The sequence below is a fragment of the Maritimibacter alexandrii genome (assembly GCF_005871115.1).
Classification (GTDB): Bacteria; Pseudomonadota; Alphaproteobacteria; order Rhodobacterales; family Rhodobacteraceae; genus Maritimibacter; species Maritimibacter alkaliphilus.
Genome location: NZ_SWKQ01000011.1, coordinates 481,284 through 503,168, shown reverse-complemented (window position 1 = coordinate 503,168; position 21,885 = coordinate 481,284). Strand labels below are relative to the sequence as shown.

At 64.5% G+C, this 21,885-nt stretch carries 21 protein-coding genes; 8 read left to right on the top strand and 13 right to left on the bottom strand.

Annotated features, from left to right (window positions below; genetic code table 11):
* Positions 1–160: 160 nt before the first annotated feature.
* From FCT00_RS10565 to FCT00_RS10540, 6 genes are all read left to right on the top strand, one after another.
* Positions 161–811 (top strand): paraquat-inducible protein A, encoded by a 651-nt coding sequence (locus FCT00_RS10565; RefSeq protein WP_008328192.1) that lies wholly within the window; start codon positions 161–163, stop codon positions 809–811.
* Positions 778–1,404 (top strand): paraquat-inducible protein A, encoded by a 627-nt coding sequence (locus tag FCT00_RS10560; protein ID WP_008328190.1) that lies wholly within the window; start codon positions 778–780, stop codon positions 1,402–1,404. Before FCT00_RS10565 ends, FCT00_RS10560 begins: the two co-directional genes overlap by 34 nt.
* A 21-nt stretch (positions 1,405–1,425) precedes the next feature.
* A complete protein-coding gene (locus FCT00_RS10555; protein WP_138423000.1) occupies positions 1,426–3,534 on the top strand; it encodes an MlaD family protein in 2,109 nt (702 codons plus the stop codon).
* A 4-nt stretch (positions 3,535–3,538) separates the two neighbouring features.
* Positions 3,539–4,099: a PqiC family protein gene (locus FCT00_RS10550; protein ID WP_138422999.1), complete on the top strand. Its 561-nt coding sequence runs from the start codon at positions 3,539–3,541 to the stop codon at positions 4,097–4,099.
* A gap of 60 nt (positions 4,100–4,159) precedes the next feature.
* A complete protein-coding gene (locus tag FCT00_RS10545; protein ID WP_138422998.1) occupies positions 4,160–5,368 on the top strand; it encodes a cytochrome P450 in 1,209 nt (402 codons plus the stop codon).
* Between the two features lie 95 nt (positions 5,369–5,463).
* On the top strand, positions 5,464–5,955 hold the full coding sequence (locus FCT00_RS10540; RefSeq protein WP_171042960.1) for a lytic transglycosylase domain-containing protein: 492 nt from the start codon (positions 5,464–5,466) through the stop codon (positions 5,953–5,955).
* Positions 5,956–5,962: 7 nt separating this feature from the next.
* Here the strand turns inward: FCT00_RS10540 and dusA are convergent, their stop codons facing one another.
* The gene (gene dusA, locus FCT00_RS10535; RefSeq protein ID WP_138422996.1) at positions 5,963–6,958 is read right to left on the bottom strand and encodes a tRNA dihydrouridine(20/20a) synthase DusA; all 996 of its coding nucleotides are present in this window, start codon (positions 6,956–6,958) and stop codon (positions 5,963–5,965) included.
* A 133-nt stretch (positions 6,959–7,091) separates the two neighbouring features.
* Here dusA and FCT00_RS10530 point away from each other — a divergent pair, with 133 nt between their 5' ends.
* On the top strand, positions 7,092–7,862 hold the full coding sequence (locus FCT00_RS10530) for an exopolysaccharide biosynthesis protein (protein WP_138422995.1): 771 nt from the start codon (positions 7,092–7,094) through the stop codon (positions 7,860–7,862).
* On the opposite strand, the gene FCT00_RS10525 is transcribed toward FCT00_RS10530, so the two are convergent.
* The 6 genes from FCT00_RS10525 to hmgA form a co-directional block, all read right to left on the bottom strand.
* On the bottom strand, positions 7,863–8,057 hold the full coding sequence (locus FCT00_RS10525) for a DUF2783 domain-containing protein (protein ID WP_138422994.1): 195 nt from the start codon (positions 8,055–8,057) through the stop codon (positions 7,863–7,865).
* A gap of 2 nt (positions 8,058–8,059) precedes the next feature.
* Positions 8,060–9,676 carry an FAD-dependent oxidoreductase gene (locus tag FCT00_RS10520; protein ID WP_138422993.1) on the bottom strand — a complete coding sequence of 539 codons (1,617 nt, stop codon included), beginning with the start codon at positions 9,674–9,676 and terminating at the stop codon, positions 8,060–8,062.
* A 74-nt stretch (positions 9,677–9,750) separates the two neighbouring features.
* Positions 9,751–10,272: a DinB family protein gene (locus FCT00_RS10515; protein WP_138422992.1), complete on the bottom strand. Its 522-nt coding sequence runs from the start codon at positions 10,270–10,272 to the stop codon at positions 9,751–9,753.
* Positions 10,272–11,225 (bottom strand): MBL fold metallo-hydrolase, encoded by a 954-nt coding sequence (locus FCT00_RS10510; protein ID WP_138422991.1) that lies wholly within the window; start codon positions 11,223–11,225, stop codon positions 10,272–10,274. Before FCT00_RS10510 ends, FCT00_RS10515 begins: the two co-directional genes overlap by 1 nt.
* 3 nt (positions 11,226–11,228) lie before the next feature.
* Complete coding sequence (fahA, locus tag FCT00_RS10505) at positions 11,229–12,494, bottom strand: fumarylacetoacetase (RefSeq protein WP_138422990.1); 1,266 nt, start codon at positions 12,492–12,494, stop codon at positions 11,229–11,231.
* Positions 12,495–12,601: 107 nt separating this feature from the next.
* Entirely contained in the window at positions 12,602–13,954 is a 1,353-nt protein-coding gene (hmgA, locus tag FCT00_RS10500; RefSeq protein ID WP_138422989.1) for a homogentisate 1,2-dioxygenase, read from the bottom strand.
* 119 nt (positions 13,955–14,073) lie between these two features.
* Here hmgA and FCT00_RS10495 point away from each other — a divergent pair, with 119 nt between their 5' ends.
* Entirely contained in the window at positions 14,074–14,913 is an 840-nt protein-coding gene (locus FCT00_RS10495) for a DMT family transporter (protein ID WP_138422988.1), read from the top strand.
* 95 nt (positions 14,914–15,008) lie between these two features.
* Here FCT00_RS10495 and FCT00_RS10490 read toward each other — a convergent pair whose 3' ends face one another.
* From FCT00_RS10490 to FCT00_RS10465, 6 genes are all read right to left on the bottom strand, one after another.
* Complete coding sequence (locus tag FCT00_RS10490) at positions 15,009–16,166, bottom strand: acyl-CoA dehydrogenase family protein (RefSeq protein ID WP_171042959.1); 1,158 nt, start codon at positions 16,164–16,166, stop codon at positions 15,009–15,011.
* A gap of 82 nt (positions 16,167–16,248) precedes the next feature.
* Positions 16,249–17,412: an ABC transporter substrate-binding protein gene (locus FCT00_RS10485; RefSeq protein ID WP_138422987.1), complete on the bottom strand. Its 1,164-nt coding sequence runs from the start codon at positions 17,410–17,412 to the stop codon at positions 16,249–16,251.
* A 29-nt stretch (positions 17,413–17,441) separates the two neighbouring features.
* On the bottom strand, positions 17,442–19,259 hold the full coding sequence (locus tag FCT00_RS10480; protein WP_138422986.1) for an AMP-dependent synthetase/ligase: 1,818 nt from the start codon (positions 19,257–19,259) through the stop codon (positions 17,442–17,444).
* Positions 19,256–20,017 (bottom strand): ABC transporter ATP-binding protein, encoded by a 762-nt coding sequence (locus FCT00_RS10475; protein ID WP_008328157.1) that lies wholly within the window; start codon positions 20,015–20,017, stop codon positions 19,256–19,258. Before FCT00_RS10475 ends, FCT00_RS10480 begins: the two co-directional genes overlap by 4 nt.
* Positions 20,014–20,790: an ABC transporter ATP-binding protein gene (locus FCT00_RS10470; protein ID WP_008328155.1), complete on the bottom strand. Its 777-nt coding sequence runs from the start codon at positions 20,788–20,790 to the stop codon at positions 20,014–20,016. The genes FCT00_RS10475 and FCT00_RS10470 overlap by 4 nt, the downstream gene beginning before the upstream one ends.
* Complete coding sequence (locus FCT00_RS10465) at positions 20,787–21,884, bottom strand: branched-chain amino acid ABC transporter permease (protein WP_008328153.1); 1,098 nt, start codon at positions 21,882–21,884, stop codon at positions 20,787–20,789. The genes FCT00_RS10470 and FCT00_RS10465 overlap by 4 nt, the downstream gene beginning before the upstream one ends.
* Position 21,885 lies beyond the last annotated feature (1 nt).

The window sequence follows — 21,885 nt, the reverse complement described above, 5'->3', positions numbered from 1 at the left end:
TCTCAGACTTTTGGCGACCTGCCTTGCCGCGCCGAGGCATATCTCGCCGCGCTCCGTCCCCATCCCATCGCCAGTCCACCATCCGCCTCCGGCGTTCACAATTGCGACCTCGCCCCAAGGGTAACTTTTCATCCCCGGCAAAACCCGTCAGGGTAACCGCATGTCTGCCGTGTCACACCCTGAGTCTCAGTTCGAGGATCTGGAGGGCCTTCTGGCCTGTCCGTCCTGCGACATGCTGTTGAACGACCGGAACGTGGCGGCGAACGAGATTGCGGCCTGCCCCCGGTGCCATACGGTGATCGAGGCGCCGCGGCCGCTCGCCATGACGCGGATCATCATGTTGTCGTTTGCGGCGCTCATTCTGCTGTTCGCGGCGCTGTTCTTTCCGTTTCTAGAACTTCAGGCCGCCGGGATGATGCGCCATACGACGCTGCTTGACACCATCGCCGCCTTTTCGGGCGGGCTGACCGCGCCGCTCACCTTGCTGATGGGAGCGCTGATCGTGTTTCTGCCGCTCGTGCGCTTCGTGTCGCTGGTTTACGTGCTGGCGCCGATGGCCTTCGGCTGGGCGCCCCTGAAACACGCGATTCCGGTCTTTCGCCTGGTCGAGGCGCTCAGGCCGTGGGCGATGATCGAGATATTCATGGTCGGCGTGGCGGTGGCGCTGGTCAAGGTGGCGGGACTTGCGCATATCACCATCGGCCCGGCGTTCTGGGCCTTCGTCGCGTTGGTGATCGTCACCGTCTTCAAGGACAATTTCATGAGCAGGGTCACGGTGTGGAAAACGCTCGAAGCCAGACGCCCGTCCTGACCGCGCACGAGGCGGGGCTGATCGGCTGCACCAGTTGCGGCAAGGTCCACCGGACCGGAACCGACAGGTGCGCGCGGTGCGGGGCGACCCTGCATGCGCCCGACGGCAAGAGCCTGCAAAAGGTCTGGGCCTGGCTCGTCGCGGGGCTGGTGGTCTATGTGCCCGCCAACGTCTATCCGATGCTGCGGACGACGACGCTTGGCCAGACCACGGACAACACCATCGTCGGCGGCGCCCTCGACTTGGCCCGGCACGGCGATTACGGCGTCGCGCTGGTCGTGTTCATCGCTTCGATCGTGATCCCGATCGGCAAATTCGCCGCCATCGCCTATCTCGCGCTGGCGGTTTCGCGAAAGGTCCGTATGGGGCCGCACGCGCGCCATATCACCTTCGTGATCGTCGAGTTCATCGGCCGGTGGTCGATGATCGACGTCTTCGTCGTGGCCATTCTGGCGTCCTTGGTGACGCTCGATTTCGCAGCGACCATCCGCCCCGGCATTGCGGCGATCAGTTTCGCCTTGTCGGTTGCATTTACCATGATTTCAGCGTTGAGTTTCGACCCAAGGCTGATTTGGGACACCAAATATAGATGATGAGTGAGCAACAACCCCAATATGAGTGATCGCGGACCCTCCGACCTCGAGATTGAGACCCGGACCCGTTCGGCGTGGCGGAACCTGTCGTGGGTCTGGCTCGTGCCGCTTGCCGCCCTTGCCGTGACGCTTGGCGTGGCGTGGAAAACATGGGCGGATCGCGGGCGGCCCATTGAAATCGTGTTCGAAAACGCAAGCGGTGTCGTCGCCGACGAAACCACGGTGCGCTACCGCGACGTGGTCATCGGGTCGGTCGAACGCGTCGGATTCGTGGCCGATCTCTCGTCTATCGTGGTCACGGTGCGTGTGGACCGCACCATCGCCGATTCGCTGCCCGAGAATGCGCGGTTCTGGGTCGTGCGGCCCGAGGTCTCGACCTCCGGCGTGACCGGCCTCACCACCGTCTTGTCCGGCGTTTATATCGAGGCGGCGTTCGAGCCGTCTCCGGGCGCGCAGGCGGAACGGTTCGTGGGGCTGAAGCAGGCCCCGCTCGTCGCCCCCGGCACGGCGGGCACCACGATCACCCTGCGCACCGACGACGCGGCCCAACTGACCGCAGGCGCGCCGATCTTTCACAAGGGGATCGAGGTCGGGCGGATCGAGCAGCCCGAGCTTCTGTTCACCCGCGACGGCGTGGTGTTCGACGCCTTCATCGAAGAACCCTACAACGAGCTTCTGAACTCGGCGACGCGGTTCTGGCTGACCTCCGGCTTTTCCCTCAGCTTGGGCACCGGCGGTCTGGACCTGTCGGTGGGCTCTCTCGCCAACCTCGTGCGCGGCGGTCTGTCGTTTGACACGGTTTTTTCCGGCGGTGTGCCGGTGACCGAGGGTCAGGTGTTCGAACTTTACGAAAGCGAGGATGCCGCGCGGTCGAGCGCCTTCTCGAACCCGTTCGAAAACGCGGTCGAACTCGTGGTCGAATTCAAGGATTCGGTCAGTGGCCTGTCCGCCGGGTCGCCCGTGAACCTGCGCGGCGTGCGGATCGGCTCGGTCTCGGCCATCAACGCCATCGTGCGCGAAGGCGACAACGGGCGCGAGGTGCGGCTGCGGGCCACCCTGTCGATCGACCCCAGCCGGCTTGGTCTGGGTGACGACGATGTGGAAGAGACGACGGTGATCGACTTCCTGTCCGAAGCGGTGCGCGAAGGGCTGCGCGCGCGGCTTGGATTCCAGAGCCTGTTCAGTCAGGCGCTGGTGGTCGAACTGGTGCGCGTGCCCGAGGCCGAGCCTGCCGCGCTCGTCCTTCTGCCCGACCTGCCGCCGCAGATCCCGTCGGTCCAGTCGGAACTGCCGAACCTCGGCGCAACGGCCGAGGGCCTTCTGGCCCGGATCGACAACCTTCCGGTCGAGGAGGTTCTGGATCAGGCCATCGCCACCATGGCGGCCATCGAAACCTTCGCGGCGGACGAGGGCTTGCGCGAGGCGCCGGATGCGCTCGTGTCGCTGCTGGACGACGCGCGCGGGCTGGTGGGGAGCGAGGACATTCAGGCGCTGCCGGGCGAGATCAACGCGGCCGTCAGCGATCTGCGCACCATCATCTCGACGATGGAACAGGCCGGCGCGGTCGATCAGGTTCTTTCGGCTTTCAAATCGGTCGACGATGCCGCCAATTCGGTCACGGCCTTCGCGGGCGACGTGAGCGGCGCGGCCGACGAGGTGACGGAGCTTATCAAACGGTTGCAGGCGCTGACCGACAAGGCCAACAAACTGGAACTGAACGAATTCCTGACCTCGGCGCGTGAACTCGTGGAAAGCGCGGACCGGCTGATCGACAGCGATGCCACCCGCGACCTGCCCGCCAGCCTGACGGCGGCGCTGGACGAGGCACGCGGGGCGCTGGCGGACCTGCGCGAAGGTGGCGCGGTCGAGAATATCAACGCCACGCTCGCCTCGGCGGGAGACGCCGCCGAAGCCGTCGAGGAAGCCGCCGGATCGCTGCCCGAGATCGCGAACCGGATCGACCTTCTCGTGAACGAAACCCGGTCGGTCGTGGCAAGCTACGGCACCAATTCCAACTTCAACCGCGAAACGCTCAATTCGCTGCGCGAGATCCAGAATGCTGCCGAGGCGTTGTCGAAACTCGCCCGTGCGCTCGAGCGCAATCCCAACTCAATCCTCTTCGGACGGTAGGTATATGTATCGGCTTCTCCCCCTCGTTCTCGTGCTTCTGGCGGCCTGTGGCAGCAATGGCCCGCGCTATCTGCTGGACCGGGCCCCGGTGGACGAGGCCGCCAAGACCCGCGTCAAGGCCGGGACGCTCGAAGTGATGGACGTATCGCTCCCCACCTATGCCGAGGATGCCGAGATCATGGTCGAGGATGGCAACGGGGCGCTGTCGCCGGTGAAAAACGCGCTCTGGGCCGATGATCCCGGCCGCGCGATCACGCAACTTCTGGTGGACCAGATCGGGCGCACCTCGACCGCGACGACCGCCGCCGAGCCTTGGCCGCTGGAAAGCCCGCCGCAGGCCGCCGTGCATGTTCGCGTGTCCGAAATGGTCGCGAGCGCCAGCGGGAGCTTCGATCTGCGCGGCCAGTTCGCGATTTCGTCCTATGGCTACGTGGTGCGCGAACGGATCGAACCCTTCGCCGTCTCGGTCCCGCTGGCCGATACCAAACCCGGCACCATCGCCGCCGCGTCGAGCGCGGCGTTGCGCGAATTGTCCGCCGTGATCGTTCGTTCGCTCGCCCGCTAAGTCGCCTTGCCCGGCCGTGGCCCCGCGCGTAGGGTCGCCGGACCAGAGGAGGAGACGGGCATGGACGGCGCAGACCTGCGGTTCGACATCAACGAAATCGGCCGCGATTTCATCGACGACCCCTACCCCACGCTCGCTCGTCTGCGCCGCGAAAGCCCGGTGCATGAAAACGCTGACGGGTCGGTTTTTCTGACGCGATATGCCGATGTGCAGAAGGTCTATCAAAGCCGCGACATGCTGTCGGACAAGACCGTGGAATTCGGCAAGAAGTTCGGGAAATGCCCGCTTCACACCCACCACACCACCTCGCTCGTCTTCAACGATCCGCCCAAGCATACCGTGGTGCGCAAACTGCTCGCCGGAGCCTTCACCCCCCGCAAACTGGCCGAGTTCGACCCCCTGATCGACCGGATCGTGGATCGGCTTCTGGACCGGGTCGAGGATATGGGCAGCTTCGACATGATCGACGATTTCGCCAAGGTGCTGCCGACCGAGATCATCTCGTTCATGCTGGGCGTGCCCGAGGACATCCGGCCTCAGTTGCGCGGCTACTCGCTGGCCATTCTGGGCGCGCTTGACCCAGTGGTCCCGCAGGAGCGGCTGGATGCGGGCAATGCCGCCGTGACCGAGTTTTCAGCGGTGTTGAACGACCTGATCGACCGCCGCCGCGCCAACCCCGACGGCGCCGCGCAGGGCGAGGTGCTGGAGGCCCTGATCTTCGGCGAACACGACGGCGTGCGCCTGAGCCAGGACGAGCTGATCCAGAACTGCATCTTCCTTCTGAACGCCGGGCATGAGACGACCACCTCGCTTGTCGGGAACGCGGTCGGCACGCTTCTGGACTACCCCGGCGAGCATCGCCGCCTGATCGACGACCCCGACCTCATCACCACGGCGGTCGAGGAATTCCTGCGCGTGGAAAGCCCGCTTCAGATCGGGAACCGGCTGGCGGGCGACGACATCGAACTGACGGATCGCGTGCTGCCCAAGGGCACCTATGTGCACACCTCCATCGCGGCGGCGAACCGCGACCCCGCGCAGTTCGACGACCCCGACCGCGTGGACCTTGGCCGCAAACCCAATCGCCAGATCGCCTTCATCACCGGCATCCACGTCTGCCTCGGCGCGACGCTTGCCCGGATCGAGGGGCGCATCGCCATCGGCAAGCTGGTGTCACGGTTCCCCCGCCTCGCGCAGGCCGGAGAACGGGAACGGCTGCCGCTCGCGCGATTTCGGGGCTTCACCCGCCTGCCCGTGTCGATCAGGTAGGCGCCAAACCGCTGTCATCGCGGCATTTTCGCGGGGTCGCTTTCACCGCTTGGGGAATCGTCGCATTGTTCCGGACGGGACATTCGGAGACGACCATGCACAGTTTCACGCGCCGCGCGGCCCTTGGTCTTGGCCTCATGGCCTTGGCGGGTTGTGCGCAGGTCGGGATTACCGCCGGCACGATGTCGCGCGGCAGCCGAAAGGGCTTCAACCCGCCGCTCTACCCGAACGAAACGCCTGAACTGCGCGCGCTCATCAACAAATGGGCCGACCACTACGAAATCCCCCGCGAACTGATCCACCGGCAGGCAATCCGTGAGAGCACGCATAATCCGGCGGCCCGCAATGGCCCCTACTACGGCCTGCTCCAGATCCACCCGCAGACGGCGCGCACCATGGGGCATCGTGGCCCGGCTTCGGATCTTCTGAAAGCCGATGTGAACCTGAAATACGCGGGCAAGTACCTGCGCGGCGCTTATCTCGTCTCCGGTGGCGACATCGACGGCGCGATGGGCTGGTATGCCCGTGGGTATTACTACGAAGCCAAGCGCATGGGGCTGTTGGAGGAAACCGGCCTCAGAAGCTGAGGGGCGGTCAGGCCAGTTCCGCCATCGCCTCCTCGATCAGTCGCGCATCGGCGTCGGGCCTGTGGGCGTTTTCGGACAGAACACGCCGCCAGTGGCGCGCGCCCGGACGGCCTGCGAACAGGCCGAGCATATGGCGCGTGACCTGCGAAAGCTTGCCGCCGTTCGACAGGTGCCGCTCGATATGCGGGATCATGGCCAACGCGACCTCACCCGGATCGCGCATCGGGTCCGCGGCGCCGAATATGCGGCTGTCGGCACTCAGGAGGATATCGGCCGGCTGCTGATAGGCCGCCCGCCCGATCATCACCCCGTCCATCCCGGCTGCCAGATGTTCGCGGGCCTGATCCATTGACGTGATACCGCCGTTGATCGACAGGTGCAGGTCGGGCCGCTCGGCCTTCATCCGGTGGACCAGCGGGTAGTCGAGCGGCGGAATATCGCGGTTTTCCTTGGGGCTCAGACCTTGCAGCCAAGCCTTGCGGGCGTGGATCGTGAACCGGCGCACCCCGGCGTCCGAGACGCGGTCGAGGAAATCGGGCAGCACCGCTTCCGCGTCCTGATCGTCGACGCCGATCCGGCATTTCACCGTGACCTCGACCGGGCCTGCCGCGCGGATCATCGCCGCCGTGCAGCGCGCGACGAGGTCCGGGTCTTTCATCAGCACCGCGCCGAAGGTGCCCGACTGAACCCGGTCCGACGGGCAGCCGACGTTCAGGTTCACCTCGTCATACCCGCGATCCACCGCCATGCGGGTCGCCTCGGCCAGTTCCTCCGGGTCAGAGCCGCCCAGTTGCAACGCGACAGGATGCTCCGAGGGGTCGAAATCCAGCAGATGCGTGGCCCCGCCCCGCACCAGCGCGGGCGCCGTCACCATCTCGGTATAAAGCAGCGTCTCGCGGCTCATCATCCGGTGGAACACGCGGCAATGGCTGTCGGTCCAGTCCATCATCGGCGCGACGGACAGGCGCGCGGCGCGGGAGAGGTCGGGCGAAGAGGTGGTCATGGTCGTCATCCAAGTCTGAGCGCGTCCCTTATCAGGCGAAACCGTTCCCGGCAAACCTCGGCGCGTCGGACCGGACGGAACGAAACCGGCCCCATCGTCGTTTCTGCCCCATAGCGACCAAGGACTGACCCAGATGTTTCGCCCGACGATCCCGGCCGCCTCGGACCCGGGGACCGATCCCATAACGACCCCGGACCCGCTTGGGCGGCCCGTCCGTCGGATGACCGTGTCCGCGACCCGGACACAACCACATCTGGATTCCGGTCAGGCCAAACGCCCGAGCCGCCATCGGCGGCGCAAGCGGCGCAGGCTCGAGGGGCCGGACGCGATGCCCGTGCTGGTCGACCGCCTGATCGCACTGACCGAGGGGCGCGAGCGCATCTCGCTCGACCTCATCGCGCGCACCATCGGCGCGCAGGGTCACGCGCCCCTGCTGCTGGTCGCGGCCGTGTTCATGGTGCTGCCCACGGGACTTATCCCCGGTATCGGCGGCGCGCTCGGCCTGCTGGTCGCCATCGTCGGCCTTCAGATGATTACCAAGCGCGAGGGCGTGTTCCTGCCCGAATTCATCGGGAAACGCGAACTGCCCGCCGACCGGGTGCGCGGTCTGGTCGAGCGGATCAGGCCCGGCGCGGAATGGCTGCGTCACCGGCTGCGTATCCGGTGGGAGCTGTTGTCGCGCGGTCGCGCCTCGATGGTCCTGATCTCGCTGATCCTGATGGTGTCGGGCCTGTCGCTGCTCGTGATCGGCGCGATTCCCATCGCGACGCCGCTGATGGGCGTGCCGATCGGGCTGTTCGCCTTCGGCCTTTTCGCGCGCGATGGCGTTCTGGTCGCGCTGGGATACAGCTCGCTGGTGCTCGTCGTCGCTCTGGCCGTCTATATCCGAATGCAGACCGGCTGATCAGGCCTTGGCCTTCGCCGCGTCCAAAGCCTGCGACAGCGCCTCGCGGTCGCCGATGTGGTTGGCGAGGATGAGGATCAGACGGGCGTTGAAGGCATCGCTTTGCTCTTTCGTCAGCCTCTCATGCGCGGCGAGGAGATCGGCGTAGAAGTCATCGCCACCGGGGATGTTCGGGGTCAGTGTCAGATCGGCCATCGTCACACCTCCTGTCCGCTGGCGCGTTTCAACGCTTCGGCCACCGCTGCCGGATCGAAGGCGTCCCACCGGGCGACGACATGCTGGTCGGGTCGGATCAGGTAGACGGCTGAACCGCCCGTCCCCACGAAACGTTCGCGGATCGCGCCGGTGGTGTCGTCTTCGGCGGTTAGCGCCACGCGATGCGCTGTGATCGGACCTGCCGTAACGGTGTCCGGCGCGTCTGCCTCGTATGTCAGAAGCGTGAACCGACCGCCGAGTTTGGCGAGCAGATAGCCGTTTCCGACCGGCGCATCCGGGCAAGGCGCGCCCGGACGCGTGCGGGCGGGGCCGCCCGGCAGGGCATCGACGCCGTTCAAGGGCGATCCATCGTGCACGCAAGGCACCGACAGGCGCCCGGAATTCACCAAGGGCCGCGCGAATTCGTAATGTTCGGACAGGTCCAGCACGGCATCCCGGAAGATCCGGCTGGTTTCGGACTTGGGCGTGATGAAATCGGTGGAGCGCGAGGAATTCAGGATGTTCTCGTCCGCGCCCTGCACCCGTTCGACATCATAGGTGTCGAGGAAGCTTTCGGGCGCGGTCCCGTCGATCACCAGCTTCAGTTTCCAGCCAAGGTTGTCGACATCCTGAAGCCCGGAATTCGCGCCCCGCGCCCCGAAAGGCGACACCTGATGCGCGCTGTCGCCTGCGAAAAGCACCCGGCCATGACGGAACTCCTCCATCCGGCGGCACTGGAACGTGTAGATCGACACCCACTCCAGCTCGAAGTCCACATCGTCGCCCAGCATCGCCTTGAGCCGCGGGATCACGTTCTCGGGCTTTTTCTCTTCTTCATTGTCGATGTCCCAGCCCAGTTGCAGGTCGATCCGCCACACCCCGTCGGGCTGCTTGTGCAGTAGCGCGGACTGCCCCCGGTTGAAGGGCGGATCGAACCAGAACCAGCGTTCGGTCGGAAAGTCGGCCTCCATCACCACGTCGGCGATCAGGAAGTTGTCCTCGAACACCCGGCCCACGAAATCCAGCCCCATCATCGAACGCACGGGCGACCCCGCCCCGTCGCAGGCGATAAGCCAGTCGGCTTCGAGTGGGTATGGCCCCTCGGGCGTCTCGACGGTCAGGGCCACATGGTCGCCCTTGTCCTCGACCGACGACACCCGGCTCCCGCCCCGCAATTCGACCGGCGCGCCCTCGGCCTCGATCTCGCGCAGGCGATCCACGAGGAATTGCTCGAAGTAATATTGCTGAAGGTTGATGAAGGCCGGGAACTGGTGCCCCTCCTCCGGCAGGAGGTTGAAGTCATAGACCTTGCGTTCGTCGAAAAAGACCTTGCCCAAGTTCCAGACCACGCCCTTGTCGACCATCGGTTTGCCCGCGCCGAGACGGTCGAGAATCTCCAGCGGCCGCTTGGCGAAACAGATCGCGCGGGAGCCGAAGGACACCTTGTCGTTGTCGTCGAGGATGACCGCCTCGATCCCCTGCTGGGCCAGATCGAGCGCCATGGCGAGCCCAACGGGCCCGGCCCCCACGATCACCACCTTACGGCGGACGGGCGTTTCGGCGTCCTGATCCGCGTGGCGCGTGTAAGGGTAGAGCGGCGTTTCGAAAATCGCGTTCATGGTCACCTCCTCCGTAGTCTCGCGGACCATAATCTCAATTCATTGCACTTGCAACGATATTGACGGTCAGGCCATCACCCGTGATAGGCCTGCGCCATTTCGGCACGGTCGTAATCCAGAAAGAATTCGTCCAGTTGCGGCGGTTCGATCCCGGCGTGGGACAGTTGCACATGCGCCTGCCCCCGGTGATGCACCTGATGCTGAACGAGATGCGGCAGGATCGCCCCCACCGCCTCCAACCGCGCGCCTTCGGGGCGGTGAGTCGTCACCTCCCGCGTAAGCGCCGCTTCGTCCAGTTTGGAACAGAAGCTCGCGAACCGCATGTCGGCCTCGGCCTGAAGCTGGCCGAGCGCCGCCACATCCTCCACCGGATCGCGATCATAGACGGTCAGGCCCAGCCCGCCCTCTTCCAGCGCGTCGAGGTAGTAAAGATCCACCTCGTAGATGTGGTTCATCGTCGCCGCGAGACTGCCGAAAAACCCCGGACGCGGCGCGGTGAAAGCGTCGCTATCAAGCTCGCCGAGTGCCCCGTAGAGCACCCGGTTCGCATAGGCGTTGTTCAGCGCGAAGCTGATCCATGGGTTCACAAAGGCCATCAGTCGCCCTGAAGATCGTTCCACATCTGCTGATCGCGCTCGGCGGTCCAGATGCGGGGCGTGTCGATGCCGCGCGCTTCGTCATAGGCGCGGCCCACGTTGAACGGCAGGCAATGCTCATAGATCGCGTAGTCCGCGAATTTCGGGTCGCATTCGGCGCGGATCGCATCCCACGTTTCCTTGAGCGTCCCGCCCCGTGCGGCCACCTTCAGGGCAGGCTTGAAGGTCGAGGTCACGAATTCGGCGGTGTTATCGAGCGCGGCATTCACCATCTCGCGCCCAACGAGCGCATCACCCCGCCCCGGCGCGATGGCGTCGAGGTCATAGGCCCGGATCGCGTCGAGCGTCGCGGGCCAGTCGGCCAGATGCCCGTCACCGCAATAGCAGGCCGAGTGATATTCGACGATGTCGCCGGTGAACATGACGTTCTGATCCGGCACATAGATCACCGCGTCGCCCGCCGTGTGGGCGCGGCCCAGATGCATGATCTCGACCTTCCGGCTGCCCAGATAAACGGTCATCTTGTCTTTGAAGGTGGTGGTCGGCCAGGTCAGGCCGGGGATCTCTTCGTGGCCCTGGAAAAGACGTGGGAAGCGGCCGAATTCGCTATCCCAATCCTCCTGCCCGCGCTCGACGACCTGCGCGCGGGTGGTGTCGGTCATGATGATCTCACGCGCGCCATAGGCCGAGGCCCCCAGCACACGCACGGCGTGATAATGCGTCAGCACCAGATGGCTGATCGGCTTGTCGGTCACCGAGCGCACGCAGTCTATCACCTTGCGGGCCAGACGCGGCGTCGCCTGCGCCTCGACGATCATGACGCTGTCGTCCCCGATGATGACGCCGGTGTTCGGATCACCCTCGGCGGTGAAGGCATAAAGCCCCTCGCCCACTTGCGTGAAGCTGATCTTCTTTTCTTCCATGTCGCCTTGCGACGCGAATGCCTTGGCCATGTCTTACTCCTTCGCCCAGTCGGGAATATCGTTCGCGGGCAATACTTTACCCACGCAATCGCCGAACCCGATCGTGTATCCTTCGCCCCGCGCATTGGCGCGCAGGGTCAGCGTATCTCCGTCTTCGAGGAAGCTGCGCTCCTCGCCCGTGTCCAGCTTCACAGGCTCCTGCCCGCTCCAGCTCAACTCCAGAAGCGACCCGCGGCTGTCTTTCGTCGGCCCCGAAATCGTGCCGGAGCCGAGCAGGTCGCCCACGTTCATCGGGCAGCCGCTCGTCGTGTGGTGGCAGAGCTGCTGCGCGGCGGAATAGTAAAGCTGGTCGTAATTGGTCCGGCTGATCGTGGTCGCGGCCTTACCCTCGGGGGCCAGCGCGACCTCGAGCGCGATGTCATAGGACATGGGGCCGGGTTCGCGCAGGTAAGGCAGCAGTTCGCGCTCCCGCTCCGGGGTCGAGGTGCGGAACGGCTCCAACGCCGCCTTGGTCACGATCCACGGGGAAATCGTCGTCGCGGTCGCCTTGGCCTGAAATGGCCCGAGCGGCTGGTATTCCCACGCCTGAATGTCGCGCGCCGACCAGTCGTTCAGGATCACGTAGCCGAAGATCGCGTCGTCGGCCTGTTGCACCGAAATCATGTCGTCCGAGGCCCGGCCCACGATGGCGCCGAACTCAAGCTCCAGATCGAAGCGCTGCGAGGCGCCGAAACGCGGCAGATCATCGTTCGGGCCCTTCAACTGGCCCAGCGGGCGACGCACATCGGTGCCAGAAACGACGACCGAGGACGCGCGCCCGTTATAGCCGATGGGGATCGACAGCCAGTTCGGCGGCAGCGCATTCTCCGGCCCGCGAAACAACGAACCGACGTTGAACGCGTGGTTCTTGCCCGCGTAGAAATCGGTGTATTCCATCACCTCGAGCGGCAGGTGCATGGTCGCGTCCGTCTGCGCCACGAGGTAGTCCGCGAAGGTCACGGCCTTCTCCGAGCCTTCACCCAGCGACTCGATCAGCCAGACCCGGAACTCGGCCCAGACGTCGGCCCCCAACTCCATGAAATCGTTCCAGCTTTCGCAGTCGAACACCGGATGCTCACCGAGTGAGATATGCCCGTCTTCCTCAAGCCGCGTCATGTCGAGGATCATCTCGCCGACCGCCACGCCGCACCGCCCTTCGTCGCTATCACCGACCGAGAACACGCCATATGGCAGGTTGTTCAGGGGAAACGGACAATCGGCAGAGTTCGCGCTCTCCACCCAGCTTCTCATCAATGCCAAAAGGCACCTCCATAGGGGCCACCGCCCTCTTCTTCGTTTCAAAAATACTTCGGGGGTGCGGGGGCTGGCCCCCGCCCGGTCGCCCGAAGCCTCGCTTCGGGCGAAACCTACTTGGTCCCCGGCGTCCCGTCGAACTTCTTCTCGAGACTGTCCCAGCAGTCGATGTAATCGTCCTGGAGCGGCGCCTCCTTGCCCGCAAATTCCGTCAGATGCTGCGGGAACCGGGTTTCGAACATGAAACTCATGGTGTTCTCGAGCTTATGAGGGCCGAGGTTCGAATTCGACGCGCCCTCGAAGGCATCCCGGTCGGGGCCATGCGGCAGCATCATGTTGTGAAGCGACATGCCGCCGGGCACGAAACCGGTCAGCTTGGCGTCATACTGGCCGTGGATGTTGCCCATCAGCTCGGACATGATGTTCTTGTGATACCACGGCGGGCGGAACGTGTTCTCGGCCACCATCCAGCGGTCGCGGAACAGGACGAAGTCGATATTCGCCGTTCCCGGCACGCCCGAAGGCGCGGTCAGGACGGTGAAGATCGACGGGTCCGGGTGGTCGAACAGGATCGCGCCGACGGGACAATATGTTTTGAGATCATACTTGTAGGGCGCGTAGTTGCCGTGCCACGCGACCACGTCGAGCGGGCTTTGCGCGATCTTGGTCTCGTGAAACTGCCCACACCATTTGATCGTCAGGGTCGAAGCCACCTCCCGGTCCTCGAAGGCCGCCACGGGCGCCTTGAAGTCGCGCGGGTTGGCGAGTGCATTGGCCCCGATGGGGCCACGGGCGGGAAGCTCGAACTTCTGGCCGTAGTTCTCGCAGACGAAGCCACGGCACGGGCCGTCCAGAACCTCGACGCGGTAGACGAGGCCGCGCGGAAGGATCGCGATCTCCTGCGGCTCCACGTCGATCACGCCCAGTTCGGTGGCGAAACGAAGCCGCCCCTGCTGCGGCACCACCAAAAGCTCGCTGTCGGCGGAGTAGAAATATTCGTCCACCATCGATTTCGTGACGAGGTAGACGTGGCTCGCCATGCCGACCTGCGTGTTCACGTCGCCCGCCGTGGTCATCGTGCGCATACCGGTCAGCCATGTGAGGTCGCCCTCGGCCTGAACCGGGTCCCAGCGATACTGGCCCAGCGAGGTCACACCCTCGGGCACATGCGGCGCGGTCTTCCAATACGGCAGGTCGATACGGTCATACCGCGCCGAGTGCTTGACCGAAGGCCGGATGCGGTAGGTCCAGGTCCGTTCGGGCGGATGCGCGGTAAAGGCGGTGCCGGAAAGCTGCTCGCCATAAAGCCCATAGTTGCATTTCTGCGGGCTGTTCATGCCCTGCGGCAGAGCGCCCGGCAGAGCCTCGGTCTCGAAGTCGTTGCCGAAACCGGGCATGTAGCCCTCGGTCGTGCCGGCCCGGTCGGGCGCGCGCACCATGCCTTGGGGTAGGTCGTGACGGGTCATTGCGGTCCTCCCGATTCCTGTTCGCTGCGGCACACCTATCAAATAATCGTTGCATACGCAACGACAGGGGCGCAAAGGTCCGATTGACAGCGGCGGCTTGCCGGGGTCCCTGTCGGATCATGCGCCTTTTCCTTGCCACCGCCCTCACCATGGTCGCTTTCGCGGCGAATTCCATCCTGAACCGCATGGCGCTGGCCGCCGTGTCCATCGACGCGATCAGCTTCGGTGCGATCCGGCTGGCATCGGGCGCGGTCATGCTGGCCCTGATCGTCGCGGTCACGCGCGGCGGGGTCCGGCTCACCCGCACAGGGCGCTGGGTCGGGGTCGCCGCGCTCCTCGCCTATGTCTTCGGCTTCTCGCTGGGTTACGTGTCCATCGACGCGGGCCTCGGCACCCTGATCCTGTTCGGCACCGTACAGATCACCCTTTTCACCGCCGCGATCCGGGGCGGCGAAGCGGTCTCGACCAGACGCAAACTCGGCGCGGCCCTTGCGCTCTTCGGGCTCGGACTGGTCCTCTGGCCCTCCGGCGCGATCGACATTTCCCTCGTGGCCGCCGCCGGGCTTGTCGTGGCCGGGATCGGCTGGGGATTCTACACCCTGAACGGGCGGCGCGCGACGGATGCGCTGGGCGCGACGATGACGAGTTTCGTGCTGGCCGCCCCGGTGGGCATCCTCCTCGCCCTCGCCCCGCTTCTGTTCGACCAGACCATGCTCGTCACCCGCTATGGTGTCATGCTCGCCATCCTGTCGGGCGCCGTCACCTCCGGGCTGGGCTACGCCGTCTGGTATTCGGTGCTGCCGCATCTGGCGACCACAACGGCGGCCATTGCGCAAATCTCGGTCCCGATCATCGCGATGGCGGGCGGTATCCTGTTTCTGGGCGAACCGCTCACACCCCTCTATCTCGCGGCCACCGTCCTCGTGATCGGCGGCGTCGCCCTGTCGCTCCGGCGCTGACCCTTTCTTCGGACCGAAAACACCCCGGGGGGCGGTGTGGGGAAGGCATGCCTCCCCCACCCGGTCCGCGCGGGCGCAAGCCTGCGGCCACCCCCTCAGTTACGCTTGCGGTCGTCCAGCCCCAGGCCCCGCCCGATGATCTCGCGCATGATCTCCGAGGTGCCTGCATAGATCCGGCTGATCCGGGCGTCGCGATACAGGCGGCTGATTTCGTACTCTTCCATGTACCCCGCGCCGCCGTGAAGCTGCACACATTCGTCCACGACGCGCCCCTCGACCTCGGAGGTGAAAAGCTTGGCTTCGGAGGCCATCTCGGCGGACAACTCGCCCTTCAGGTGCTCGCGCACGCAATGATCCACCAATGCCTGCGCGGCGTCGATCTCGGTGCGCATCGAGGCCATCTTGAAGCGGGAGTTCTGGAAGGTGCCGATGGGTTTGCCGAAAGCGCGGCGTTCCATGATGAATTCCATCGTGATCTCGAACGCCCGCTCGGCACGCGCGACGAAGCCGACGGCCCCGTTCAGGCGTTCCTCGGCAAGGTTCAGCATCATCGTCTTGAACCCGCCTTTGGGGTCGCCCAGCACATTGGCCTTGGGCACTTTGACATCGTCGAAGAAAAGCTCGGCCGTGTCCTGACTTTCCAGCCCCATTTTCTTAAGGTTCCGGCCCCGCGAAAAGCCCTCCATCCCATCCTCGACAAGGAACAGGCCGACCTCGTGGCTCGCATCCGGGTTGGTCTTGGCGGCGACAATCACCAGCCCGGCGAGGAACCCGTTGGAAATATAGGTCTTGGACCCGTTGAGTACCCAGTGATCGTCCATCTCGACCGCCCGCGTCTTGATCCCGGCAAGGTCCGACCCGGTGCCCGGCTCGGTCATGGCGATGGCGAGGATCGTGTCGCCGGAAACGATGCCGGGCATGTAGCGGTCACGCTGTTCGTCGTTTGCGTAGTGCTGCATGTAAGGTCCGGCGATCCGGTTGTGCAGGCCAAGGAAGAACCCCGCCTCGCGCGTCCCGATCTCTTCGATCAGGATCATGTCGTAGCGGAAGTCTTCAAGCCCGAGGCCGCCGTATTTCTCGTCGGCATACATGCACAGAAAGCCCTCTTCCCCCGCGCGCTTCCAGATCTCGCGGCTGACGCAGCCCTCTTCGCGCCATTTCTCGGAGTTCGGAAAGACCTCTTTCTCGGCCCAGGCCCGAACGCTCTTGCGGAAAATTTCGTGCTCTTCGTCATAGATCGTGCGTTTCAGCATCGGACCCTCCGGCTGATTGGTTGATTTTCGGTTGTAAGGTCAATGTGTTGGCGGGGCGACTGGCGCCCCGCCGTCGGTCAGATCACTCGAGCGTCTGAACCAGAACCCATGAGCCGTTTTCGATGCGACTCACGAAGACTTCGTCGGCACCCACGTGGTCGTCGGCGGAATAGTCGACCCGGTTGCCCCCGATGGGGTCTTCGTAGTCGAGGCTCTCCATCGCCGCGATGAAGCTTTCATGGGTAAGGTCCGGCCCGGCCGCTTCCAGCGCCTTGACCATGGTGGTCGCCCCGCCATAGCCCAGCAGCGCCCCAGTCGAGGGGAAGTCTTCGCCGGTCGCTTCCTTGTAGGAGGCGATCCACTCCTGCACTTCCGGCTGCCCGGCCCTTGCTTCGAGGTCCTGCCAGCCCGCACCGGCATAGACACCGCCCATGACGCCCTGCGCGGCAAGGCCCTTGGCGACGACGGTGTGGAAGCCCGCGCCCGACAGCATGAAGCGCACGTCCATGCCCAGCTTGTTCGCCGTGGTGATCGCGTTGATCTGCTGGCTCACGCCCAGCGCCATGCCGACCGTGTCGCAGCCCGATTCCTTGACCTTGCCCAGCGCGCCGGTGAAGTCGGATTCATCGGGTTTGTGGGCGATCTCGGCCCCCATTTCGATGGTCCCGGCCTCGGCCATTTCATGCACCGCCGCTTCGATTTCCTTGCCGAAGTCGGTGGGCAGGATCATCAGGCAGAATTTCGCGGCGCCCTCTTCGGCCACCATGTATTCCGCCGTCGCCTTGATCGCGTCGTAGTAGGACGAGGTGCCCGCGAATTTCCACGGTGCGGGCGGTTCGATCATTTGGCGCGCCGCCGTGATGGGCGAGACGTTGGGGATGCCCTTCGGCTCCATCAGCTGGAACATGGCGAGGTTGTGCGGCGTCCCGAGGTTCAGGAGCATCGCGAACACTTCGTCACGGTTGATGAGCTTGTTGGCGGCCTGCGCGGCCTTGGGCACCTGATAGCCGTGATCCTCGACGATATAGGTGATCTTGCGCCCGTGGATGCCGCCGTTCGCGTTCACTTCCTCGAACACGAGGTTGGCGGCGGTCACGGCCGGAACCGAGAACGGCGCGAAGATGCCCGACAAGTCGTGCGCCCCGCCGATCTTGATCTCGTCGTCAGTGACACCGGCGGTCTGCGCAAACGCGGCCCCCGGCACCGTCATGGCAGCAACGGCTGCCAAGGCTTTGACTTTATTCATGTCTTTCCTCCCTGTTTGAACTGTTGTCTTCAGTACATCTGGTCAATGAGCGCCGCGTGGCGTTCGTTGACGAAATTCCGCTTGAGCTTCATCGTCGGCGTCAATTCCTCGTCCTCCGCCGTCAGAAGGATGTCGATCAGTCGGAAATCCTTGATTTGTTCGACCTGTGCGAACTGCTTGTTGGTGTCCGCCACGACCTGCCCGATCAGATCGCGCACCTCCTGCGCGCGGGTGAGCGAGGCGAAGTCCGAGAACGGGATCTGGCGGTCCTGCGCGAATTTCTCGACATTCTCCTGATCGATCATGATGAGGCAGGTCAGGTATTTGCGCCGATCCCCGATCACCACGGCGTCCGAGATGTAAGGCGAGAACTTGAGCTTCGACTCGATCTCGGCGGGCGTGATGTTCTTGCCCCCAGCGGTGATGATGATGTCCTTCATCCGGCCCGTGATGGTGAGCGTGCCGTCATTGCCGATGCGCCCGATGTCGCCCGTATGCAGCCAGCCGTCGTCGTCGATGGTCTCGGCGGTCTTTTCCGGCTTCTTCCAGTAGCCCCCGAACACGCACGGCCCACCCACCAGCAATTCGCCCGTGTCGGCCAAGCGAAGCTCGACACCCGGAAGCGGTTTGCCCACCGTGCCGATGGCGTTGTCGTCCACCGTGTTCACGGTCGCGACGCCCCCCGTCTCGGTCATGCCGAAACCTTCGACGAGCGGAACACCAAGCGCCCAGAACCAGTCGATGAGATCGGGCGAAATCGGCGCAGCACCCGAGGTCACGCGCCGCGCGTTGCCCAGCCCCAGCATCCTTCGCAGGTTGCGCAGCACCGTAACCTGCGCCAGCCAATGCGCCGCCTTCAGCCCAAGACCGGGCTTGTCCGCTTTCGAATAGCGGTGCCCGATGGCCATCGCGGCGTCGAAGGCGCGTGCGCCGATGGGTCCGGCTTCCGAGTGCATGATGGTCACGCGGGAATAAATCTTTTCCCAGATGCGCGGCACGCCCGCGAAAGTATCGGGCGCGACCTCCTGCAAGTTCTCGAACACCGTCTCGGGGCTTTCCGCGAAATTCACCGTGCAGCCGTTGGCAATGGGCGCATCGACCGAGACGAGCCTTTCGAGCACGTGACAGAGCGGCAGGAAGCACAGCTGATTGTCGGTCTCGTGGAAGTCGAGCATCTGCTCGCCCGCCACAAGCTGATAGACCATGTTGCGGTGCGTGAGGATCGCGCCCTTGGGCGGCCCGGTGGTGCCCGAGGTATAGATCAGCATCCGGGGGTCTTCGGGCTTCACCGCGTCCAATGCCGTCTCGAACCGGTTCGGGTCGGCGGCCTTGCCCCCCATCTCGATCAATTCGTCGAGGAACATGACCTTGTCGTTTCGGAACGTCGCAAGCCCCTCGCGGTCGAACACGATGACATGCTCGATCCCCGGCATGTCCCCGCGCGCCTGAAGCCATTTGTCCAGTTGCTCGTCATTCTCGACGAAAAGCACCCGCGCCCCGCTGTCGTTCGACAGATAGGCAAGCTGGCCCGCGCTGTCGGTCGTGTAGACCCCGGACGGGATCGCACCGATCGCGGCGGCGGCGATGTCGCAATAGATCCACTCCCGCCGGTCCTCGGACAGGATCAGCACCGGCTCGCCCTTCTGCACGCCAAGGTCCATGAGCGCGAGGCCGATCTTCTTCGTGGTCTCGTAATAGTCGCGCCACGAATAGCTTTTCCAGATGCCCAGTTCTTTCTCGCGGTGGCAGGTCCGGTCACCATACTTCGCGCAGCGGTCCGCCCAGAGCTTGACGATGGTGTCGAAGCCCTCGAATGCGATGGGGTCGCCCGTCTTGATCCGGCTCATCTCCATGTCTTGCGCCTCTTCCAGCGTTTCTGCCCGCGCTCGGTTTCCTCGGTGCGCCCGAGGTAGAATTCCTGAATGTCGTCCGAGGCCTTGAGCTGTTCGCACGGCCCGGTCATCACGATCCGACCCATCTCCAGGACATAGCCCCGATGCGCGGTTTCCAGTGCGATATGCGCGTTCTGTTCGACGAGGAGCATGGTCACGCCCTCCTCGGCATTGAGCCGCGCGATGATCCCGAAAATCTCCTGCGTGAGAAGCGGCGAGAGGCCAAGCGACGGCTCGTCCAGCATCATGAGCTTGGGTTCGGCCATGAGGCCCCGACCGATGGCGAGCATCTGTTGCTGCCCGCCGGACAGGAACCCCGCGGCCTGACGCCTGCGCTCCTTGAGGATTGGGAAATAGGTGTAGACGAGGTCGAGATCGTTCGACAGATCGCCCCGGCGGGTGAACGCGCCGAGTTTCAAGTTCTCTTCGATGGAGAGATAGGGGAACACCTCGCGCCCCTCGGGGACGAGGCTGATGCCCTTGGACACCACGCGGTCGGGGTCGAGCCCGGCGATGGCGTCGCCCATGAAGGTGATCTGACCTTTTTCGGGGTCCATCAGCCCCGCGATGGTCTTCATCAGCGTGGTTTTCCCGGCCCCGTTGGCGCCGAGGATCGTGACGATCTCGCCCTGCTCGACGTCGATGGAGACCCCGCGCAGGGCCATGATCGCGCCGTAGAAGGTTTCGAGGTTGCGGACGGACAGAACGGTCATGCCGCATCCCCCACGGCCGTGCCCAGATAGGCGGCCTGCACGTCCGGGTGCGCCTGCACCTCCTGCGGCGTGCCCATCGCCAATGGTTTGCCGTTGGCCACGGCCAGCACCCGGTCGGACACCTGATTGACGAGGCTCATGTCGTGCTCGACCATCAGAACCGTCAGCCCCATGTCCCGGCGCATGTCCTCGATCCAATACGCCACGTCCTGCGTTTCCTCGACCGACAGACCGCTTGCAGGTTCATCCAGCAGGATCAGCTTCGGCCCCAAGGCCAGCGCCCGCCCGATCTCGACCACCTTGCGCACGCCGTAAGGAAGCCCGGCGATCATCTTGTTCCGGTAGGCTTCGAGTTCGAGAAACTCGATCACCTCTTCGACCCGATGGCGATGCTCACGCTCCTCGCGCCGGACCTTGGGCAGAAACAGGATGTCCTGCACGAAGTTGGTCGACTTGTGCGTGTGCCGGCCCATGAGCAGGTTCGCCAGCACCGTCGAGTGATCGAAAAGCTCGATGTTCTGGAACGTGCGCGCGATGCCAAGCTGCGCGATATCATGCGCCTTGAGCCCAGTGATGTCCTGCCCGTCGAAGCGGATGGTGCCGCGCGTGGGTTCGTAGATGCGCGAGATCAGGTTGAAGATCGTGGACTTCCCTGCCCCGTTCGGGCCGATGATCGCGAAGACCTCGCCGGGATCGACCGAAAAGGACACGCCGTCCACCGCCTTCACGCCGCCGAAGTGAACGGCCAGATCGTTGACGTCGAGCAGGCTCATTTCATCCGCTCCGTTTTCAGATAGCTCTTCTGGCGGCGGAACATGTCACGCCGGGCGAGCGGGAAGATCTCGAACCAGACCCGGATCTTGAGCCAGCGGCCATAAAGCCCGGTCGGCTCGAAGATGATGAACAGGATCAGGATCACCGCGAAGATCATCGTGTCGAGGCCGGGAACCGACCCCAGGTCGATGCCGAAATTCGCGTTCAACCCGTCGCGCGCGATGGCGATGGCCTGCGGCACGGCGGTGATGAGGATCGCGCCGAGGAACGCCCCCTGAATGAAGCCAAGGCCGCCGATGGTCACCACGAGCAGCAGGTTGATCGAGATGAAGATCGAGAAAAGCTCGTAGTTATAGAACCCGATGTAGTGCCCCATCAGCGCACCCGCCAAGCCCGTCACGCCGGTCGACAGTCCGAAGGCCAGCGACTTGGTCCGCGTGACGTTGATCCCCAGCGCCCGCGCGCTGACTTCGCTGTCCCTCACGGCAAGGAAGGATCGGCCGGTCGGGCTGCGCATGAGGTTCGCATACCCCCAAGCGACCAGCGCGACGACACCGAGGATCAACCAGTAGAAGTTCTGAAGCGCGCCGTAGCGGTCAAAACTGATCCCGAAAATCTGGATGGAGGGCGCCATGATCCCGCCGACGCCGCCGGTGATCGGCTCCAGCATGATGACCATCTCTTCGACGATCACGAAAACCGCGAGGGTGGCGATGGCAAGATAGATGCCCGACATGCGCACCGCCGGAATGGCGATGATCGCACCGAAGATACCGGTGATGAGGCCCGCAATCGGGAAACTCAGCAGAAACGGCAGGCCCGCGTTCATCAGCGCCGAGTCGGCATAGGCCCCGATGGCAAGGAAAGCGGCGTGGCCGAGGCTCACCTGCCCCGTATGTCCCACGGCGACCATCAGGCCCATGCCCGCCAGCGCCCAGATCAGGGTGTTGGTCGCCTCGGCCAGATAGTATTCGCCCACGAGAAACGGCAGCACGATCATGATCCCCGCCAGAACCGCGATCTTGGCGCGGCTCCAGCCATGTTCGTGCAGGTCGATGTCGCGGTCGTAGCTTTTCTTGAACACGATGCGCATG